Annotated in this window: 11 protein-coding genes, 1 tRNA gene and 4 rRNA genes; 11 read left to right on the top strand and 5 right to left on the bottom strand. The window is 62.6% G+C overall.

The window, feature by feature from the left end; all coding sequences use genetic code 11:
- Window positions 1-31: 31 nt before the first annotated feature.
- From rrf (N2K95_RS02505) to N2K95_RS02535, 7 genes are all read left to right on the top strand, one after another.
- Window positions 32-148 (top strand): 5S ribosomal RNA (gene rrf / locus N2K95_RS02505).
- 298 nt (window positions 149-446) lie between these two features.
- The gene (locus N2K95_RS02510; RefSeq protein WP_260652768.1) at window positions 447-2138 is read left to right on the top strand and encodes a thioester domain-containing protein; all 1692 of its coding nucleotides are present in this window, start codon (window positions 447-449) and stop codon (window positions 2136-2138) included.
- A 614-nt stretch (window positions 2139-2752) separates the two neighbouring features.
- Window positions 2753-4280, top strand: a 16S ribosomal RNA gene (locus N2K95_RS02515).
- Window positions 4281-4809: 529 nt separating this feature from the next.
- Window positions 4810-7943: ribosomal RNA gene (locus N2K95_RS02520) — 23S ribosomal RNA — on the top strand.
- A 276-nt stretch (window positions 7944-8219) separates the two neighbouring features.
- Window positions 8220-8336: ribosomal RNA gene (gene rrf, locus N2K95_RS02525) — 5S ribosomal RNA — on the top strand.
- The 16S, 23S and 5S rRNA genes sit together here, the layout of an rRNA operon.
- An 88-nt stretch (window positions 8337-8424) precedes the next feature.
- Window positions 8425-8922 (top strand): SRPBCC family protein, encoded by a 498-nt coding sequence (locus N2K95_RS02530; RefSeq protein ID WP_260652769.1) that lies wholly within the window; start codon window positions 8425-8427, stop codon window positions 8920-8922.
- Window positions 8923-8931: 9 nt separating this feature from the next.
- Window positions 8932-10314 (top strand): FAD-binding oxidoreductase, encoded by a 1383-nt coding sequence (locus N2K95_RS02535; protein ID WP_260652770.1) that lies wholly within the window; start codon window positions 8932-8934, stop codon window positions 10312-10314.
- Here the strand turns inward: N2K95_RS02535 and N2K95_RS02540 are convergent.
- Window positions 10311-12023 (bottom strand): glycoside hydrolase family 13 protein, encoded by a 1713-nt coding sequence (locus N2K95_RS02540; protein WP_260652771.1) that lies wholly within the window; start codon window positions 12021-12023, stop codon window positions 10311-10313. The two genes, N2K95_RS02535 and N2K95_RS02540, sit on opposite strands and share 4 nt — an antisense overlap.
- A 256-nt stretch (window positions 12024-12279) precedes the next feature.
- On the opposite strand from N2K95_RS02540, the gene N2K95_RS02545 reads away from it, so the two are divergent.
- On the top strand, window positions 12280-12837 hold the full coding sequence (locus N2K95_RS02545; RefSeq protein ID WP_260652772.1) for a DUF4190 domain-containing protein: 558 nt from the start codon (window positions 12280-12282) through the stop codon (window positions 12835-12837).
- A 34-nt stretch (window positions 12838-12871) separates the two neighbouring features.
- Here the strand turns inward: N2K95_RS02545 and N2K95_RS02550 are convergent, their stop codons facing one another.
- From N2K95_RS02550 to N2K95_RS02565, 4 genes are all read right to left on the bottom strand, one after another.
- On the bottom strand, window positions 12872-14233 hold the full coding sequence (locus tag N2K95_RS02550; RefSeq protein WP_255792865.1) for a DUF4032 domain-containing protein: 1362 nt from the start codon (window positions 14231-14233) through the stop codon (window positions 12872-12874).
- Window positions 14234-14339: 106 nt separating this feature from the next.
- Window positions 14340-15428: an ABC transporter ATP-binding protein gene (locus N2K95_RS02555; protein WP_260652773.1), complete on the bottom strand. Its 1089-nt coding sequence runs from the start codon at window positions 15426-15428 to the stop codon at window positions 14340-14342.
- A gap of 167 nt (window positions 15429-15595) precedes the next feature.
- Window positions 15596-16378, bottom strand: a complete 783-nt coding sequence (otsB, locus tag N2K95_RS02560) for a trehalose-phosphatase (RefSeq protein ID WP_260652774.1) — start codon at window positions 16376-16378, stop codon at window positions 15596-15598.
- Entirely contained in the window at window positions 16375-17862 is a 1488-nt protein-coding gene (locus N2K95_RS02565; RefSeq protein WP_260652775.1) for an alpha,alpha-trehalose-phosphate synthase (UDP-forming), read from the bottom strand. Before N2K95_RS02565 ends, otsB begins: the two co-directional genes overlap by 4 nt.
- 169 nt (window positions 17863-18031) lie before the next feature.
- On the opposite strand from N2K95_RS02565, the gene N2K95_RS02570 reads away from it, so the two are divergent.
- The 3 genes from N2K95_RS02570 (at window position 18032) to N2K95_RS02580 (ending at window position 20119) form a co-directional block, all read left to right on the top strand.
- A complete protein-coding gene (locus tag N2K95_RS02570; protein ID WP_260652776.1) occupies window positions 18032-18901 on the top strand; it encodes a DsbA family protein in 870 nt (289 codons plus the stop codon).
- Window positions 18902-19052: 151 nt separating this feature from the next.
- Window positions 19053-19129 (top strand) — tRNA-Thr (locus N2K95_RS02575).
- Between the two features lie 165 nt (window positions 19130-19294).
- Window positions 19295-20119: a histidine phosphatase family protein gene (locus N2K95_RS02580; RefSeq protein WP_260652777.1), complete on the top strand. Its 825-nt coding sequence runs from the start codon at window positions 19295-19297 to the stop codon at window positions 20117-20119.
- Window positions 20120-20128: the final 9 nt, after the last annotated feature.

Consider the following 20128-nt stretch of genomic DNA (forward strand, 5'->3'; position numbering starts at 1 on the left):
GGTTTTGGGTGTGTGGTGCGGGTGGAAGGGTTACGGCGGTCATAGCGTGGGGGAAACGCCCGGTCCCATTCCGAACCCGGAAGCTAAGACCCACAGCGCCGATGGTACTGCATCCGGGAGGATGTGGGAGAGTAGGTCACCGCCGGACAATATTTGAAGGTTGAGCCCGTACCAGTGTTGGTACGGGCTCTTCCTGTTTAACCAGGGCATGTCAAGAAGAAATATTGGTCCCTGCCCGGCTTTCTATGAATATGGCGGTTTCGCCTATCCCCGGCCCCGGATTCCACATACTGTGCCCTGCACAGGCCGAACTGGTTTCGGCATGGTCACTCGCGAGTCATCCCCAGGGATAGAAGCAGGAGACCCCTATGAGCCACTATTCCTTTCCATCGGGCCCGCGGCGCCGGCGGGGGCACGAGCGCCGGCTTCGCAGGTCACTTCTTGGCATGGCGGCCGCTGCAGCGCTGCTGCTGGCGCCGTTCGCGGCACCCGCCAATGCCCGGGTCACGGATCCGGACCCGAATGAACCGGCTCCGGTGGCCAGCGCAAACGCGGATGTCGTTTTTACCAGTCGAGGCGAAGGCCAAAGTATTCAGGGTTTCCTGTCCAACAATCCCACCCCGCCGGATCTCACGCTGCCTTATCCCGAAGGCAACCCGACGGGAGTTCCTGCCGCCGGCGGGTACACCGGCGTCCTTAACACTCAGGACGCCGATGGCCGGCTCGGGCGGATGTATTGCATCAACGTCGCGATAGGCACCACCCTCGGGGTCGGCTACGTTAACGCGCCCTGGGAGGAAGCCGACGTAGCCAACCTTGGCTACGTAAATTACATCCTGAACAACTACTATCCTGCGAATCCCGCAGCCCCTGCGGGCTTAACCGCTAATCAGCAGGCTGCGGCGGTGCAGGCCGCGATCTGGTACATAACCGACGGATACCTGGTCAATACTTCGGAGACGGTCATCAGGCCCGCGGTCGCAGCGATCGTCGAAGACGCCCGGACGAACGGGCCTCTGCCGGAACCGCCCCCACCGAACGTCACCGTGACACCCCCGGCTGCCGCGGCTCCGTTGGGAAGCATCGCCGGCCCGTTCACGGTGGCAGCGGAGGGAAGTGTGGAGGTTACGGTTTCCGTGCCGACCGGATACACCATGTTTGCCGACGCTGCGGGAACCGTCCCCATCCCGAACGGGAGCACAGTCCCTTCAGGGACCCAGGTCTGGGTGGGCGGTCCGCCGGCATCCACCGATCCGGGAGTCCTCAGAGCACGTGCTGCCGTCAACGTCCAGACCGGCAACGTCTACCTCTACGACCAGGCTGATCCACTGGTGGAAAAGCAGCCCATCATCCTCGCCGAGACCACAGTGTTGAATGCCGCAGCCGAGGCGACCGCGGAGTTCTTTGTACTGGGAGACCTGGTAGTGAATAAGGTGTTTGCCGGCGGAGGAATCGGTAGCCAAGGTGCCATCACCCTCACCGTGGACTGCGGTCCGGCGGGCGCCTATGTCTTTGACATTCCTGCGGGGACGGCTGCGCCGGTGAGCAACACCGTGGCAGACCTTCCGGTGGGAACGGTGTGCGCGGTGACGGAAGAGGTGACCGGATCCACTGTGGAGGTCACGGTGACACCCGTCCTCCCGGAGCCCGTGACACTCGTCGAAGGCGAGAACGTCCTGGATGTCACAAACAACGTGGAATTCAACCCGGGCAGCCTGATCGTGGCGAAAACCGTCACCGGCTCCGGTGCGGGCCTGCAGGACGACATTGTGCTGCACGTCCAGTGCGGTGACGGGCTGATTGACGAGACGTTTGTGATCCCCGAGGGGACTTCGGCGGATACCTTTACCCAGAGGTACGAAGGTATTCCGGCGGGAACGGTGTGCCGGGTCTCGGAGCCGGCGTCCGGCGCCAACGAGGACGTCACGGTGGAATCCTCGGGTACGGCGGAGGTAACGATCCTGCCGGGGCAGGAGCTGACAGCTGAGGTGGTCAACGAATACGCCCCGGTGCCGGTCACCGAACGGCTTCCGCGGACCGGGCCGGAAGACACCGCCGCTATGGTGGGAGCAGCCGGAACCGCCATGCTCGCCGGATTCCTATTGGTCCTGGGCTCCTTCCGGAGGCGCAGCAGCTAGTCCAGGGGTTCTTTCCGGAGGCGCAGCAGCTGGTCCAGGGGTTCGTTCCTGAGAGCGCAGCAGCTGGTCCAGGGGTTCGTTCCTGAGAGCGCAGCAGCTGGACAGGGGACTCCTGTGCTGAGTGGCGGACAGTTAGTCGGAGCCGGCGCCCGAGAGGGTGCCGGCTCCGGCGGTGCCGGTCGATTTGCGGCTACGGGCAAACGTGTGTAAAGTTTTAGAAGTCGCCGCGGCCGGGACGCTGGAAAAGCGCCCGAGCATGGCGGCCAAACCCCAACAAAAAACAGAGTCCAACCAGTGCGTGCCCTTCGCAGGGCCGATGGAAAAGACTCCGGTTGGTGCTGGGTCCGGAACGGCGGAAACGCTTTTGCGGTAAAAAATTGCAGCGAAGAAGAAAAGGAAAACATTGTTTTCCCGAGTATTTTCGGATTGCGTCTGTTGTTTGAGAACTCAATAGTGTGCCAAGTTTATTGATACCAATTTATTTATATTGATTGGTTGAACAGGCCGTTTCCGCCCACCCCGTGGGTATTGGGACGGTTTTTTTAGCCGGTTTCGAATTTAGTGCAGGACGGTCGACCAATTTTCCTTGGTCCCCGGTCTGTGTCTGTAACACATTTACGGAGAGTTTGATCCTGGCTCAGGATGAACGCTGGCGGCGTGCTTAACACATGCAAGTCGAACGATGACTTCTGTGCTTGCACAGAATGATTAGTGGCGAACGGGTGAGTAACACGTGAGTAACCTGCCCCTGACTTCGGGATAAGCCTGGGAAACCGGGTCTAATACCGGATACAACGGACCACCGCATGGCGGTCCGTGGAAAGCTTTATGCGGTTTTGGATGGACTCGCGGCCTATCAGCTTGTTGGTTGGGGTAATGGCCCACCAAGGCGACGACGGGTAGCCGGCCTGAGAGGGTGACCGGCCACACTGGGACTGAGACACGGCCCAGACTCCTACGGGAGGCAGCAGTGGGGAATATTGCACAATGGGCGGAAGCCTGATGCAGCGACGCCGCGTGAGGGACGAATGCCTTCGGGTTGTAAACCTCTTTCAGCAGGGAAGAAGCGAAAGTGACGGTACCTGCAGAAGAAGCGCCGGCTAACTACGTGCCAGCAGCCGCGGTAATACGTAGGGCGCAAGCGTTATCCGGAATTATTGGGCGTAAAGAGCTCGTAGGCGGTTTGTCGCGTCTGCTGTGAAAGCCCGGGGCTCAACCCCGGGTCTGCAGTGGGTACGGGCAGACTAGAGTGATGTAGGGGAGACTGGAATTCCTGGTGTAGCGGTGAAATGCGCAGATATCAGGAGGAACACCGATGGCGAAGGCAGGTCTCTGGGCATTAACTGACGCTGAGGAGCGAAAGCATGGGGAGCGAACAGGATTAGATACCCTGGTAGTCCATGCCGTAAACGTTGGGCACTAGGTGTGGGGGACATTCCACGTTTTCCGCGCCGTAGCTAACGCATTAAGTGCCCCGCCTGGGGAGTACGGCCGCAAGGCTAAAACTCAAAGGAATTGACGGGGGCCCGCACAAGCGGCGGAGCATGCGGATTAATTCGATGCAACGCGAAGAACCTTACCAAGGCTTGACATGAACCGGAAAGGCCTGGAAACAGGTCCCCCACTTGTGGCCGGTTTACAGGTGGTGCATGGTTGTCGTCAGCTCGTGTCGTGAGATGTTGGGTTAAGTCCCGCAACGAGCGCAACCCTCGTTCTATGTTGCCAGCGCGTTATGGCGGGGACTCATAGGAGACTGCCGGGGTCAACTCGGAGGAAGGTGGGGACGACGTCAAATCATCATGCCCCTTATGTCTTGGGCTTCACGCATGCTACAATGGCCGGTACAAAGGGTTGCGATACTGTGAGGTGGAGCTAATCCCAAAAAGCCGGTCTCAGTTCGGATTGAGGTCTGCAACTCGACCTCATGAAGTTGGAGTCGCTAGTAATCGCAGATCAGCAACGCTGCGGTGAATACGTTCCCGGGCCTTGTACACACCGCCCGTCAAGTCACGAAAGTTGGTAACACCCGAAGCCGGTGGCCTAACCCCTTGTGGGAGGGAGCCGTCGAAGGTGGGACCGGCGATTGGGACTAAGTCGTAACAAGGTAGCCGTACCGGAAGGTGCGGCTGGATCACCTCCTTTCTAAGGAGCACCTCGAAGACCATGTCCTTCCACAGTGTCGGATGTGTGCTTCGCAGGAGATGCCCATATCGGAGACATATGTTCTCCGGTGGGTGCTCAAGGGTGGAATATCAATGGATAGGCGCCGGCATGCCGGCTGCACGGGTCAGTACGTTCCCTCCTTCGGGAGGGTTCCTGGAACACCTGCTGCAGTCCTGGTCAGGCCGGTTCGTCGTTTGGCACACTGTTGGGTCCTGAAGCAACAGGCACCCGTGATCCTCTCCTTGTCAAAGGGGGGAGGGTCTGCGGGTTGACTGGTTGTTTCTGTTTGTTCCTGCGCAGGCCGGAACCGCACATGTGACACCCCTTGCGGGGTGGTTCGGTGCGGGGAAGGGTGTGACGGGGTTGTTGTTTGAGAACTACATAGTGGACGCGAGCATCTTAAAATATTAAGTGCAATTTCAGAAAAACCTGGTGGATCCGGGTGCCCCTCAAAGGGTGCCTGGGGAGACCGTGGTTTTCTCGATAGCGATAATAAATTGATCTTTGTGGTCAAGTTTTTAAGGGCACACGGTGGATGCCTTGGCATCAGGAGCCGAAGAAGGACGTAGGAATCTGCGATAAGCCTGGGGGAGTTGATAACCGAACTTTGATCCCAGGATGTCCGAATGGGGAAACCCCGCCCGGCGCGCGAGTGACCGGGTGACCCGCATCTGAACACATAGGGTGCGTGGAGGGAACGTGGGGAAGTGAAACATCTCAGTACCCACAGGAAGAGAAAACAACAGTGATTCCGTTAGTAGTGGCGAGCGAACGCGGAAGAGGCTAAACCAGTGGTGTGTGATAGCCGGCGGGCGTTGCATCACTGGGGTTGCGGGACTTTCCGTACCGATTCTGCCGGATCGGTGAAGTGAGTGCAGGTGCATAGGTGAACCGGTTTGAAAGCCGGGCCGTAGAGGGTGTTAGCCCCGTAACCGGAATGTATGCTGCCGCTTGGAGAGGATCCCAAGTAGCACGGGGCCCGAGAAATCCCGTGCGAATCTGCCAGGACCACCTGGTAAGCCTAAATACTCCCTGATGACCGATAGCGGACAAGTACCGTGAGGGAAAGGTGAAAAGTACCCCGGGAGGGGAGTGAAATAGTACCTGAAACCGTGTGCCTACAAACCGTTGGAGCAGCCTTGTAGCTGTGACAGCGTGCCTTTTGAAGAATGAGCCTGCGAGTTAGTGTTACGTCGCGAGGTTAACCCGTGAGGGGAAGCCGTAGCGAAAGCGAGTCTGAATAGGGCGATGCAGTGGCGTGATCTAGACCCGAAGCGGAGTGATCTACCCATGGCCAGGTTGAAGCGACGGTAAGACGTCGTGGAGGACCGAACCCACTTCAGTTGAAAATGGAGGGGATGAGCTGTGGGTAGGGGTGAAAGGCCAATCAAACTCCGTGATAGCTGGTTCTCCCCGAAATGCATTTAGGTGCAGCGTTGCGTGTTTCTTACCGGAGGTAGAGCTACTGGATGGCTAATGGGCCCTACAAGGTTACTGACGTCAGCCAAACTCCGAATGCCGGTAAGTGAGAGCGCAGCAGTGAGACTGTGGGGGATAAGCTTCATAGTCGAGAGGGAAACAGCCCAGACCACCAACTAAGGCCCCTAAGCGTGTGCTAAGTGGGAAAGGATGTGGAGTTGCCCAGACAACCAGGAGGTTGGCTTAGAAGCAGCCACCCTTGAAAGAGTGCGTAATAGCTCACTGGTCAAGTGATTCCGCGCCGACAATGTAGCGGGGCTCAAGTACACCGCCGAAGTTGTGGATTTCAGATATAGATAAGCCTTCGTGGTTCAGTCGTCTGGAGTGGTAGGGGAGCGTCGTGTGGGCAGTGAAGCTGCGGTGTAAACCAGTGGTGGAGCCTACACGAGTGAGAATGCAGGCATGAGTAGCGAAAGACGGGTGAGAAACCCGTCCGCCGAATGATCAAGGGTTCCAGGGTCAAGCTAATCTGCCCTGGGTAAGTCGGGACCTAAGGCGAGGCCGACAGGCGTAGTCGATGGACAACGGGTTGATATTCCCGTACCGGCGAAGAACCGCCCATACCAAGCAGGGGACACTAACCGTCCGGAGCCTGCCCGATCACCCTTGTGGTGTGAGGGTTTTGGCCGAGCACGGGACCTGATCCTGGGAGGTAAGCGTATTAACAGGTGTGACGCAGGAAGGTAGCCGGGCCAGGCGATGGTAGACCTGGTCTAAGGACGTAGGGTCCGTGATAGGTAAATCCGTCACGGTGTCTTGGATGACGAACCTGAGATCCGACGGGACCCCCTCACGGGGGGATCCGGTGATCCTATGCTGCCTAGAAAAGCATCGGCGCGAGGTTCCAGCCGCCCGTACCCCAAACCGACACAGGTGATCAGGTAGAGAATACTAAGGCGATCGAGAGAATTATGGTTAAGGAACTCGGCAAAATGCCCCCGTAACTTCGGGAGAAGGGGGGCCCCAACCTTGATGGACACTTGCTGTCCGGAGGGGATCGGGGCCGCAGAGACCAGGGGGAAGCGACTGTTTACTAAAAACACAGGTCCGTGCGAAGTCGCAAGACGATGTATACGGACTGACTCCTGCCCGGTGCTGGAAGGTTAAGAGGACCGGTTAGCCCTTACGGGCGAAGCTGGGAATTTAAGCCCCAGTAAACGGCGGTGGTAACTATAACCATCCTAAGGTAGCGAAATTCCTTGTCGGGTAAGTTCCGACCTGCACGAATGGAGTAACGACTTCCCCGCTGTCTCAACCATAAACTCGGCGAAATTGCAGTACGAGTAAAGATGCTCGTTACGCGCAGCAGGACGGAAAGACCCCGAGACCTTTACTATAGTTTGGTATTGGTGTTCGGTGTGGCTTGTGTAGGATAGGTGGGAGACTGTGAGACCCGGACGCCAGTTCGGGTGGAGTCATCGTTGAAATACCACTCTGGTCATACTGGATATCTAACTTCGGCCCGTAATCCGGGTCAGGGACAGTGCCTGATGGGTAGTTTAACTGGGGCGGTTGCCTCCTAAAGAGTAACGGAGGCGCCCAAAGGTTCCCTCAGCCTGGTTGGCAATCAGGTGTCGAGTGTAAGTGCACAAGGGAGCTTGACTGTGAGAGAGACATCTCGAGCAGGGACGAAAGTCGGGACTAGTGATCCGGCGGTACATTGTGGAATGGCCGTCGCTCAACGGATAAAAGGTACCTCGGGGATAACAGGCTGATCTTGCCCAAGAGTCCATATCGACGGCATGGTTTGGCACCTCGATGTCGGCTCGTCGCATCCTGGGGCTGGAGTAGGTCCCAAGGGTTGGGCTGTTCGCCCATTAAAGCGGTACGCGAGCTGGGTTTAGAACGTCGTGAGACAGTTCGGTCCCTATCCGCTGCGCGCGCAGGAAATTTGAGAAGGGCTGTCCTTAGTACGAGAGGACCGGGACGGACGAACCTCTGGTGTGTCAGTTGTACTGCCAAGTGCACCGCTGATTAGCTACGTTCGGATGGGATAACCGCTGAAAGCATCTAAGCGGGAAGCCCGCTTCGAGATGAGATTTCCATACACCTTGTGTGTGAGAGGCCCCCAGCCAGACCACTGGGTTGATAGGCCGGATGTGGAAGCGGGGACTAAAGACCCGTGAAGCTGACCGGTACTAATAGGCCGATAACTTACACCACACCAGCACCTGGACGGACACGACTTCAAACGGTCCGTCAAAGTATAAAGGGTGTTGTAGATCATGCTGCTTGCGTCCACTATGTGGTTCCCGGACAACAACCCGTTGGTTGCTGTGCCTGGAACACGAACTCCTTACCCCTTGTCCGGGGGAGGGTTCACAATTTACCGCACTGCCGGCACCCCCCTTTGTTGGGGTGGTTCCGGGACGTGTTGTAACCATTGTTTTCCCCACGCATGCCCAGTTGGTTTTGGGTGTGTGGTGCGGGTGGAAGGGTTACGGCGGTCATAGCGTGGGGGAAACGCCCGGTCCCATTCCGAACCCGGAAGCTAAGACCCACAGCGCCGATGGTACTGCATCCGGGAGGATGTGGGAGAGTAGGTCACCGCCGGACAATATTTAGTAGAGAGGGTCAGGTCCCGCACCATTGGTGCGGGACCTGACCTGTTTAACGGCTAAACACGGCAGGTAGGGTGGAATGCATGAGTGCTTCCCTGTTTTCCCATGCCGCCGATCCGGATCCGGACGAAGGGACGCCAGGCCACGGCACGTCCGTGCCGGATGTGGTTGCGGTCCGGACGGTTCCCCGCGATGCTGAGGAAGCCTTCAACGGATTCACCGATTATCTCCATCTCTGGTGGCCGGAGGAGCTGACGGACTTCGGGGAAGGTACACACGCCGAGTTCGAAGGCGGGGTGCTGACCGAGACCGGTCCCGACGGCGAAACCGCGGTGTGGGCCACGGTACGCACCCGGGAACCGGACACACTGCTGGAACTGGAGTGGGTGGCCGGCCAGGACCCGCGGACCCCCACTGACGTACGCGTGGAGTTCTCCGCCGTCACCGACGGTTCCACCTCGGTCACGCTGCGCCACTCGGGCCTGGGACGGCTCCCGGATGCAGCCCGCGAATACGATCGGCTCGAGAATGAATGGGGGCAGATCCTGGACCGCTACGCCCGCTTTATGGGGGCACGGTAGTCTGCTGGCATGAACGCCCTGCACGGTCTTACCCTCAACGGCCCCGGCCGGCTCGTCGAAACCCCGCCTGATGTTCTTGCCGCCTTTGCCACCGACCAAGGTCCCGTCCTGGCCTATGCGGAGCCGCGAGCGGTTGTCTGGCCTACCAGCGTCCAGGGCGTCCAGGACGTGATGCGCTGGGCGGCGGCAACGGGTACCGCCGTGGTCCCCCGTGGAGCGGGCACCGGGGTCTCGGGCGGCGCCCATGCGACCGGCGGGTGCATCGTCCTCTGCCTGGACCGCATGAACCGCATCCTGGAGCTTAATGCGCAGGACGAGGTCGCCGTCGTCGAACCCGGCGTGATCAATGCCGACCTGAATGCGGCGGCAGCGGCCCACGGGCTGATGTATGCCCCCGATCCGGCCAGCTACCGGACTTCCACGATCGGCGGGAATGTGGCCACCAACGCCGGCGGCCTTCGCTGCGCCAAGTACGGCGTGACCCGGGACTCCGTGCTGGCACTGGACGTGGTCCTGGCCGACGGTTCGCTGATCAGCACCGGACAGCGCACCTTCAAGGGAGTCGCCGGTTATGACCTCACGGGCCTTTTCACCGGCTCGGAGGGTACCTTGGGGATCATCGTCGGTATTACCGTGCGGCTGCGGTACCTGCCGGTTGCGATCCAGACCGTTGCAGCCTTCTTTACCGATTTTTCGACGGCGGCCGCAGGAGTCCTGGCTGTGGGGGCCGCCCGCGTTCAGCCGGCCATCATGGAGCTGCTGGACGGTGCCACCCTCAGTGCGCTGGACGACGCCCATGGAAGCAGCCTCCGATCCCGGGGAAACGCGTTGCTGCTCATCCAGACTGATGGCTTCGGAGCCGACGCGGAGGCGGACGTTGTGCGACGGGTGCTGGCGGCGCTGGGCGGAACAGTGAGTACGGAAGGATCGGTGGAAGCCGAACGGCTCCTGGAGCTGCGACGGCACAGCCGCGGCGACGCAATTGCCCACCAGTTCCGGGTGGGGGAGGACGTCGCCGTCCCGCGCTCCGCGCTGGTACGGTACGTCGCCGAGCTCGAGCGGATGGCGGCACAGCACCGGGTAAACCTCAAGGTGGTGGCCCACGCCGGGGACGGCAACCTGCACCCGACGTTCTGGGTGCAGGCGGCCGACGACGGCGGACGGGAACGCCTGGAGGCAGCACTGGATGAGTCCATCACCGTTGCGCTGTCCATGGGCGGAACCATCACCGGCGAACACGGCATAGGCCAGTTCAAACTGCCCTGGCTGCCGCAGGAGCAGCAGGCAGAGGTGCTCGAGCTGCAGCGCAGGGTGAAGGCAGTGTTCGACCCCGTCGGCATCCTCAACCCCGGGAAAGCCATTCCCGGGGGTGAACCCGGCGAACCCCGCTAGTCCAGACGCAGCCAGACCGCGCGGTTGGGACGCAGCCGGTCGCCCTCGAGAGCATCGGGCGCGCTGCCCAGCAGCAGCGGAAGATCCGGCAGCTGTACCGGGGCGTCGCCCATGTTGATGGCCACGAGGACGCCGTCATTGACGAACGCCACCAGCCCCTCGCCGTCGTGCTCCGGCCACCACGCCAGGGAACCGTCACCCAGCCGCAGCTCCCGGCGCAGGGCGAGGGCGTTGCGGTAGAGGTTCAGGGTCGAGTCGGGGTTGCGCTCTTCGATGTCGCGGGAGTGCCTGCCCCAGATCGGCGGCTGCGGGAGCCAGCTTTCGCCCGTCGCGCTGAAGCCGTAGCTGGGGAGGTTGGCCTTCCACGGCAGGGGGACCCGGTTCCCGTCACGTCCCACGCGGACACCTGCGGTGCGGTGGAACGTGGGGTCCTGGCGGAACTCATCCGGAAGCAGCGTGTGGTCCGGCAGGCCGAGCTCCTCGCCCTGGTAGAGATAGACGCCGCCGGGCAGCGCGAGCATCAGCAGGGTCGCGGCACGGGCCCGGGCAAGTCCAAGTTCGAGGTCCGGCTGTTCATCCTGCGGTCCGAGTCCGTCCCCGCTCCGGGGCCCGGCACCGGTGAGGCCGAAACGGCTGGTGTGCCGGACGACGTCGTGGTTGGACAGCACCCAGGTGGTCGGAGCCCCCACTTGGTCGAACGCGCGCAGGGAGGACTCGATGACCTCCCGCAGGGCCGGGGCGTGCCACGGGTGGTGCAGGTAGGCGAAGTTGAAGGTCTGGTGCATCTCGTCCGGCCGGACCCAGTCGCTGAGCCGGTCGACGGGATCAATGGTCGCTTCGGCGCAGAGCACCCGCTCCCCGTCGTAGGAGTCCAGGATTTTCCGCCAGGACCGGAAGATGTCGTGGATGCCCGGCTGGCCGAACATCGGAGCGGCATCGCCGGGGAACCCTTCGGAAGAGGACCCGTCGGCGCGTCCGCCCCAGTCCGGAAGCCCGGACTTCTTGATCAGCGCGTGGGCAACGTCCACCCGGAACCCGCCGACGCCGCGGTCCAGCCAGAACCGCAGGATCTTTTCGAACTCGGCGTGTACGGCGGGGCTGTCCCAGTTGAAGTCCGGCTGGGAGGTATCGAACAGGTGCAGATACCACTGTCCGGGGGTGCCGTCCGGTTCGGTGACGCGGGTCCAGGCGGGCCCGCCGAAGTGGGACTGCCAGTTGTTCGGCGGGTTCTGGCCGTGCTCGCCGGTGCCCTCGCGGAAGATGAACAGATCCCGGGCGGGGGAGCCGGCGGGGGCGGCCAGGGCTGCCTGGAAGAGGGGGTGCTGGTCCGAACAGTGGTTGGGGACCAGATCCACGATGACGCGGATATTGTGGCGGGATGCTTCGGCGACCAGGGCGTCGAAGTCCTCCAAGGTGCCGAAGAGCGGGTCCACGGAGCAGTAATCGGCGACGTCGTAGCCGGCGTCCTTCTGCGGGGAACGGTAGAACGGGGAGAGCCAGACGGCGTCGATATCCAGATTCGCGAGGGCGGGGATCTCGGCGGTAATACCCTGCAGGTCTCCGATGCCGTCACCGCGCAGATCGCGGAACGAGCGGGGGTAGATCTGGTAGATCACCGAAGACCGCCACCATTCGCGGCCGGTCGCCGGTTCATGGACAGGGACCACGCGCAGCCGTGTCCGGCTGGGGGTAGCCAGTTGTTCAACCATTCGGGGCGTCTTCCTTCCACAGATTCATCGAGTCTACAGTTCCATTTAACGACCCCCGGATCCCGGCCGGGTGCCGAGTGCCGCGGAGATCACAGGAGATCCTGAACACGTCGGAGGGGCTTGCGGAGGATCTTTCCCTGCGCGATGGAACCGGTAGCCGCGCGTGTATAGGATTGGCGTACGTCACAATGACTTTGCGTAGTCGATCGATCAACCGTCCCGGCCACGCTAATCACTTCTTCAGGGGGAATACCGCGTGTCAGACAATCGACCAGAATGGCAGCCCGGGGCAGACCCCGCCGGCACCGATAATACTTCGGACAGCGGCCAGTACGCGTCCGGGTCCTCTGCCGCCTACCCCGGCGCCCAGGAGGGGCAGGACAACACTGCCTATCCGTCCTACGGCCAGCAGGAAGGCCAGCAGGACTCCAATCCCTACGGACAGCAGAACACTAATCCCTACGGACAGCAGGACGCCGCCCCTGCACAGCAGGCAAGCTATCCGGGCTACGGCCAGGAAGGCTCGGCGTACAGCCAGCCGGCCGGTTACCCCGCCTACGGCCAGGGCGGCTACCCGCAGCCGCAGGTAAACCCCGGACAGGCGATGGGTATCGCCGGACTCATCACGTCCTTCTTCTTCTCCGTGGTGGGCCTGGTCCTGAGCATTGTGGGCCTGAACCAGTCCCGCAAGGCAGGGATGGGCAACACTCCCGCGGTCATCGGCATTATCGTCGGCGGGTTGGGAACCCTCTTCGGGGCGCTGATGCTCATCTTCATCATCGTGGCCGCCATGTCAGCCCCCAGCGGCTACTGACCGCTACCGCAGCACCATCCAGGGAGCCCCGGCCTTAGGCCGGGGCTCCTCCTGCATCCAGGATCTCCATGGTCCGGGTATCGGTGCTGAGCAGGATCGCGGCCTCGTCGCGCCGGTGGCGAAGGATGGTGTCCATGTAGGACTGCACCGCCTCTGCCATGGGCACATTGCGGTTGGCCTTTTCGGACATGTACCAGCGGTGCTCCAGGACTTCGTGCACCACTTCGGCGGCTTCCAGCTTGCTGCCCAGATCCCGGGGGACGGCTTTGACAATCGGTTCGAAGACCTGCGTGACCCACAGGTGCGCGCTGAGCTCTTCGTCGAGTTCCGGATGGTTGGTCACCCGGTAGGAGTCCAGGTCATTGAGCAGCCGCCGGGCCTGGTTCTCCTGGGCATCAATTCCGGTCAGGCGCAGCAGCCGGCGCTGATGGTGCCCGGCGTCGACCACCTTGGGCTGGAGCTGGACCTGCGTTCCGTCGGGGGTGGTGCTGATGCTGAGCTCGTCGACGTCGAACCCCAGGTCATTCAGGCGGCGGATGCGGGCGTCCACCCGCCAGCGGTCCGCCATTCCGAAGGACTCCCGTTCGGTCAGCTCCGCCCACAGCCGGCGGTAGCTGTCCATGATCCGTTCGCTGGTGGCCAGCGGATCCACGGATTCCTCGACCAGACCGCCCTCGGCCAGGTCCATCAGTTCTCCGGCGATGTTGACCCGGGCAATCTCCAGATCGTATTCACGCTGGCCGTTGGACAGTTCGGGGTAGAGCTCTCCGGTCTCCGCATCCACCAGGTAGGCGGCAAACGCACCGGCGTCGCGGCGGAAGAGAGTGTTGGACAGGGACACATCCCCCCAGTAGAAGCCCGCCAGATGCAGGCGCACCAGCAGCAGGGCCTGTGCATCAATCAACCGGGTCAACGTGACCTCGCGCAGGGTCTGGGAGAAGACTGCACGGTAGGGAAGGGAGAATCGCAGGTGCCGGGTGACGAGGACCGGCTGCAGCTCCTCACCCGCGGGATCCATGCGCCCCGTGATGACCGCCACCGGCGACACCGCGGGAACATTCAGGCGGCGAAGCTTGCGCAGCATGTGGTATTCCTGCCGCGCCACATGTTCGCTGGTTTCCTTGATGGCAATCAGCGAATCGCCCAGCGGGGCGAAGCGGACAACGTGGCGGGAGATGCCGCGGGGCAGGGCTGCCAGGTTTTCCTTGGGCCATTCCTCCAGCGGAATGTGCCAGGGCAGGTCCAACAGGGCCGGGTCCATGGACGCGGCCGTGATGTTGAGCGACCCCAGGGTATTGATCCGGTTGGTCGAGGAGCGTGTGGTGCGGGGCAGCTTGCCGGTCTGCTCCCAGTCCGTGGGTTCGTTCTGCCAGCGGGCAGGTACGGCGTCGGTCATAGGCGAAAGCCCTTACGTCTCGAGCATGCGCTAACGAAAAAGCGGCGGCTCCCCGTCTCACAGTTTAGTTGAGCAGGGGAGCCACCGCATGTAGCGTCGGTCCGGGTTACGCCTGTTCTGCGAGCCGTTCCCCGTTGGCGGTGTCGAACAGGTGCACGTGGCCCTGCTGCGGGCGGACGTGGAGCGTGTCGCCCTTCAGCGGCGGACGCCGCCCGTCAACGCGGACCACCATGTCATGGTCCTTGCCGTCGATGGTGCTGTGGCCGTAAACGTAGGCATCGGCTCCCAGCTCCTCGACGACGTCGACCTCCACACGCAGGCCTTCACCTTCGGGCACCGTTTCCAGGTCTTCGGGCCGGACGCCCAGCGTTACGGTGTTGCCTGCGGCAGCACCCAGCACGGAGCTTTCCACCGGGTAGACGGACCCGCCGAACGCAACTCCGCCGTCCACCACCGGCAGTTCGAGCAGGTTCATGGCGGGGGAACCGATGAAGCCGGCCACGAACACGTTCCGGGGGTGGTCGTAGAGGTTCCGCGGGGTGTCGACCTGCTGCAGGACACCGTCCTTCAGCACTGCCACGCGGTCACCCATGGTCATGGCTTCCACCTGATCGTGGGTGACGTACACAGTGGTGACGCCGAGCCGACGGGTCAGCGACGCAATCTGGGTGCGGGTCTGCACGCGCAGCTTGGCATCCAGGTTGGAGAGCGGCTCATCCATCAGGAAGACCTGAGGGTTACGCACAATCGCGCGGCCCATGGCAACGCGCTGGCGCTGGCCGCCGGAGAGGGCCTTCGGTTTCCGGTCCAGGTAGTCTTCGAGGTCCAGCAGCTTCGCGGCCTCGCGGACGCGCTCCATGCGCTCTTCCTTGCCGATGCCGGCGATCTTCAGGGCGAAGCCCATGTTGTCCGCCACGGACATGTGCGGGTACAGCGCATAGTTCTGGAAAACCATGGCGATGTCGCGGTCCTTGGGCGGAACATCGGTGACGTCGCGGTCGCCGATGAGGATGCGTCCGGAGTTGACGTCTTCGAGCCCTGCGAGCATTCGCAGCGACGTGGATTTTCCGCAGCCGGAGGGGCCGACGAGAACCAGGAATTCGCCGTCGGCGATTTCGAGGCTGAGGTTGTCTACTGCGGGGCGTTCCGTCCCCGGGTAGAGGCGTGTTGCCTGGTCAAACGTTACCGTTGCCATGGTATTTCCCTTCACGGGCAGGTACGTGCCCGACGATCCGTTGTGAATGGAGAGCTATTGAGTTGGGTTGAGGGCCGCGGCGGCAGATCATCTGCGACCTGTGACGCGGCTCACGGGGACAGTATTGCACACGTTTCCCGGTGCGGACGCCGGCCCGGCGCCCCGGGTTAACCGGCGACGGCGGCAGCGCGCAGCCGGGCAAGTTCAGCGAGCACCGCGGTGAACGCCTCGGGGGAGGCGACCCGGTACGCGGCGGCGGTGGTGCCGTCACCGACCTTGATCCCGACGTCGCCCGGTTCCAGGGCCTCGAAGCCGCGTTCGTCGGTGACATCGTCTCCGGCGAAGAGCACCGCCGTCGCGCCGGTCAGCCCGCGCAGGGCACGGATGCCCTCACCCTTGTTGGTGGAAACCACCGAGGCCTCCAGTACGGACTTGCCGTCGGTGACGTGCACGCCGTCGAGCCGGCCGAGTTCCCGCCGCGCGTCCTCGGTTGCAGCGGCTGCCGCCGGATCCGACACACTGCGGGTGTGCAGTACGACGCCGGCCGGCTTGTCTTCCAGCCGGCAGCCCGGGTGCCGGGCGACCACGGATTCCACCGCCGTGCGGGCACGGGCCAGCAGCTGGGCCTGCTCGGCGGTGAGCTGCAGGGGTTCCTGGTTGGGCCCCGTCCAGGTCTCGGCGCCGTGGCTGCCGATCAGCAGGGTTTCGGGTTCCGGAGTGGCAACGGTGCGCAGGCTGTCCAGCGCGCGTCCGGAAATGAACGCGGTGACCGTGTCCGGCAGGGCGGCAAGGGCGCGGACCGCGGCTGCCGATCCGTCCAGCGGGCGGGCATCCTCGGCATGTTCCACCAGCGGGGAGAGGACGCCGTCAAAGTCCAGCGCCACCAGGAGTTTTCCGGTGCGGGCCAGCGAATCCAGCGCCGCCTGCAGATCCGGATTCAATGCACTCATGATTGTTCCCGTTCCTGATCCTGGCCTTGCTCCGGGTCCTGGTCCTGGTCGAGTGCCTCCAGGAAGTTCCGGGACCAGCGCTCGACGTCGTTCTGCAGCACCTGCCGGCGCATCAGGCGCATCCGGCGGCTGGCTTCCCGGGTTGGCATGTTCACAGCGGTGAGGATAGCGGCCTTCAGCCCGTCGATGTCGTGCGGGTTGACGAGCACCGCCTGGCGCAGCTGATCCGCGGCGCCGGTGAACTCGGAGAGCACCAGGGTGCCGGTGTTGCCGGTGCGGGCGGCCACGTATTCCTTCGCGACGAGGTTCATGCCGTCGCGCAGTGCGGTGACGAGCATTACGTCTGCCGCGAGGTAGAGCGCCACCATTTCCTCCACCGGATAGCTGTGGTGCAGGTAGCGCAGGGCGGTGTTGGAGATGGTGTCGTAGGTGCCGCTGATGCGGCCCACGGTGCCTTCCACCTCTTCGCGGAGCAGCCGGTACTGTTCAACGCGCTCGCGGGAGGGGCTGGCGACCTGGATCATGGCGGCGTTCTCCACCGTGATCCTGCCGTCTTCCAGGAGTTCCCCGTAGGCCTTGAGCCGGTGACTGATGCCCTTGGTGTAGTCCAACCGGTCCACGCCCAGCAGCACGGTGTCCGGGTTGCCCAGTTCTCGGCGGATCTGCTTGGAACGTTCAATGACGTCTTCGCGCTGCGCCAGCTCCGCGATCTGGGCGGCGTCGATGGAGATGGGGAAGGCCTCGGCCCGGGAGACATAGGACAGGCCGTCTTCGGTGGTGACATTCACCTGCTGCTGCCGGATGGTGTAGCCGGCGAAACGGCGCACGCAGCGCAGGAAGTTGCTCGCGTCCGAGGGACGCTGGAACCCGATGAGGTCCGCACCCAGGAGGCCTTCGATGATGTTCCGGCGCCACGGCAGCTGGGCGAAGATTTCCAGCGGAGGGAACGGAATGTGGTTGAAGAAGCCGATCTTCAGGTCGGGGCGGGCCTGGCGCAGCAGCTGGGGGACCAGCTGCAGCTGGTAATCCTGCACCCAGACAGTGGCGCCCTTTGCGGCCACTGACGCGGCGGCGTCGGCGAACCGGCGGTTGACCGTGCGGTACGCATCCCACCACGTGCGGTGGAACTCCGGGGTGGCGATCACGTCGTGGTAGAGCGGCCACAGCGTCGTGTTGGAGAAGCCCTCGTAATACAGCTCGACCTCGTCGGTGCTCAGCGGCACCGGCTTGAGGTGCATGTTGTCGTGGTCGAAGGGCTCCAGTTCTTCATTGGGAGAGCCTGGCCAGCCCACCCACGCGCCGTCGGCTTTTGCCATCACGGGAGCCAGCGCCGTGACCAGCCCGCCCGGTGAGCGGCGCCACGTTTCGCCGTCGGGCCCGCTGATCCTGTCAACGGGAAGCCGGTTGGATACGACGATGAAATCAAAATCGCCGTAGTTGCCAGGAGCGTCGTCCTTGGAACTCGGCTCCGCGTCAGCGTTCACGAATGGCACCCCTTTGTTGATTGGCCGTATATTGCCACTCTAGCGAAGCAGTGAAACTTTGTACCGCCCGCAGGCGTTGGTCCAACGGCGGCGGACGTCGTTCCGCCTACACTGGTGATGAGCTGAGAGGCCCCGGAAACGGAGCCTGCGTTGAGAGACATGAGGAATAATGACTGACCGGAACCCCAAGCTGACCAAGGCAGAGCGCACTGTCGCCGCCCGCGAACAGGCACGCGCACTGCGCGAGGCCCAGCAGAAGAAGGAGCGGCGCAACCGTCTCCTGGTGATCTGGGGCGTGGTGGTTGCCGTTGTTGCGCTGATCACGATCGTGGCCGTGATTGTGTTCAGCAGCATGAACGACAAGGTGCCTAATACCGGGCAGTCGCCGGCGAACGCCAACCAGTACGGCGGCTTCACCCTCACCTCCACCAGTGAGCTGGAGCCCACGGAGAAGTTCGACTTTGATGTCGAGACGCTGCCTGCCGCCCCGGAAGAGGCTGCGGAAGAGACGCCGGTTCCGCCGGGCGTTGCTGCCGCTGAGCCGGGCCAGCCGATCCAGATCGTGGAATACGTGGACATTAACTGCGTGCACTGCGCCGACTTCGCCGCGATGTTTGATGACCAGATTTCCCAGTGGCTGGATGCCGGGGAAGTCACCTACGAGTACCGTACGGTGGCGTTCCTGGACCGCAACTCGCCCACCAACTACTCCTCCCGCGGCGCCAACGCCGCGGCGTGCGTCGCAGCTGAAAGCCCCGAGTCCTACTGGGACTTCATGAAGGCCATCTTCGCCCAGCACGCCTCCGGTGAAGTGAACAACGACGGACTGGTGGACATGGCTGAGTCCGTGGGCGCCGACACCGACGGCATGGAAGACTGCATCGAAGACGGCACCTACCGTCCGTTCGTGAAGTATGCGGACCAGCTGGCCCGCGTGGACGGCATCAACGGCACCCCGACCGCCTACGTCAACGGTGCCGAAGCGGACCTGAACACGTTCGCGGAGACCGTTCAGTCGGCGATCGACGCCAACAAGTAAACCCTGATTCGTCCGGGGCCTGTTCCCCGTGAAACCTTCCGGTTTCACGGGGACGGGCGCTCTGGGCTAATCTTGTCTAGCGCTGTTTGTTCGGGCCTGTTTAGTCAGACGGACGACGGCGGCGTCGCTTGCCTGCTTCTTGAGGCAGCACGCCCCCTTAGCTCAGTTGGCCAGAGCACCTGTCTTGTAAACAGGGGGTCGCCGGTTCGAATCCGGCAGGGGGCTCCAATAAACCCCTCCTGATCAGGCGTAACGCCCGAACAGGAGGGGTTTTTCTATGAGCTGCCAAGCTGCGGGGTAACCTTGGCGGCGGCAGGAAGCGGTGAGAAACCGACCAGCTCCGCACCCTAAGATGTAGAAGCAGAATCAGTGCGCGTGTAGAAGGAGTCTCCCATGGTTATGCCCCGGAACCTGTTCCTCGTCCGTCACGGACAGAGCGAAGCGAACGTGATGCAGAAGGCATCCAAAGCCGGGGACTCCAGCCTCTACACCGAAGAAACGATGACCGTTCCGGACCGCTCGTGGCGGCTCACCGAGCTGGGAGTCCAGCAGGCAAAGGTTGCCGGAGCATGGATTGCCCAGCAGAACATCGAGTTCGACCGCGCCATGGTCTCCGTTTACACACGGACCCGCGAGACCGCTGCGCACCTCGGGCTGGACGTGCGCTGGGAGGAAAACCGCGTCATCCGGGAGCGTTCGTGGGGAGAAATCGGCTCCATGTCGAAGCAGGATTTCGCGCAGAAGTATTCGCAGAACGCCGCATACCGTGAGAGCGATCCGCTGTACTGGGCCCCGCCCGCTGGGGAATCCATTGCGAACGTCGCTGAAAACCGGGTGAGGAACATCCTGAGCACCCTGCACCGCGAAAACCCCCGGGACAACGTCCTCCTGGTCACCCACGGCGAGTTCATGTGGGCAACGCGTCTGGTCCTGGAGCGCTGGAGCGATGAAGAGTTCCTGGAGCGGGATGCCGACAGGGAACAGATGATCCATAACTGCACCGTCCTGCAGTACACCAGCACCGATCCGGAGAACCGGAACAACGTCCGCGAAAAGCTCAACTGGGTGCGGCGCTGCTGGCCGGTCCAGGTGGACGGGGAGTGGACCATGTTCGTCGGCGAATGGGAAGAATTCGACCGCAAGTACTTCACCCGCGAAGAGCTCCTGGAACGGGCTGAAGCGAACCGGCATTTCCTGCAGGGCTCGTTCGGAAGCTGAGCCGGGCCC

The sequence above is a fragment of the Arthrobacter zhaoxinii genome (genome assembly GCF_025244925.1).
Lineage (GTDB): Bacteria > Actinomycetota > Actinomycetes > Actinomycetales > Micrococcaceae > Arthrobacter_B > Arthrobacter_B zhaoxinii.

Bases quoted from the DNA above. Each gene is read 5' to 3' on its own strand.
- N2K95_RS02510 (WP_260652768.1), top strand. From the start codon at position 447: ATGGCGGCCGCTGCAGCGCTGCTGCTGGCGCCGTTCGCGGCACCCGCC.
- N2K95_RS02530 (WP_260652769.1), top strand. From the start codon at position 8,425: ATGAGTGCTTCCCTGTTTTCCCATGCCGCCGATCCGGATCCGGACGAA.
- N2K95_RS02535 (WP_260652770.1), top strand. From the start codon at position 8,932: ATGAACGCCCTGCACGGTCTTACCCTCAACGGCCCCGGCCGGCTCGTC.
- N2K95_RS02540 (WP_260652771.1), bottom strand. From the start codon at position 12,023: ATGGTTGAACAACTGGCTACCCCCAGCCGGACACGGCTGCGCGTGGTC.
- N2K95_RS02550 (WP_255792865.1), bottom strand. From the start codon at position 14,233: ATGACCGACGCCGTACCTGCCCGCTGGCAGAACGAACCCACGGACTGG.
- N2K95_RS02555 (WP_260652773.1), bottom strand. From the start codon at position 15,428: ATGGCAACGGTAACGTTTGACCAGGCAACACGCCTCTACCCGGGGACG.
- otsB (WP_260652774.1), bottom strand. From the start codon at position 16,378: ATGAGTGCATTGAATCCGGATCTGCAGGCGGCGCTGGATTCGCTGGCC.
- N2K95_RS02570 (WP_260652776.1), top strand. From the start codon at position 18,032: ATGACTGACCGGAACCCCAAGCTGACCAAGGCAGAGCGCACTGTCGCC.
- N2K95_RS02580 (WP_260652777.1), top strand. From the start codon at position 19,295: ATGGTTATGCCCCGGAACCTGTTCCTCGTCCGTCACGGACAGAGCGAA.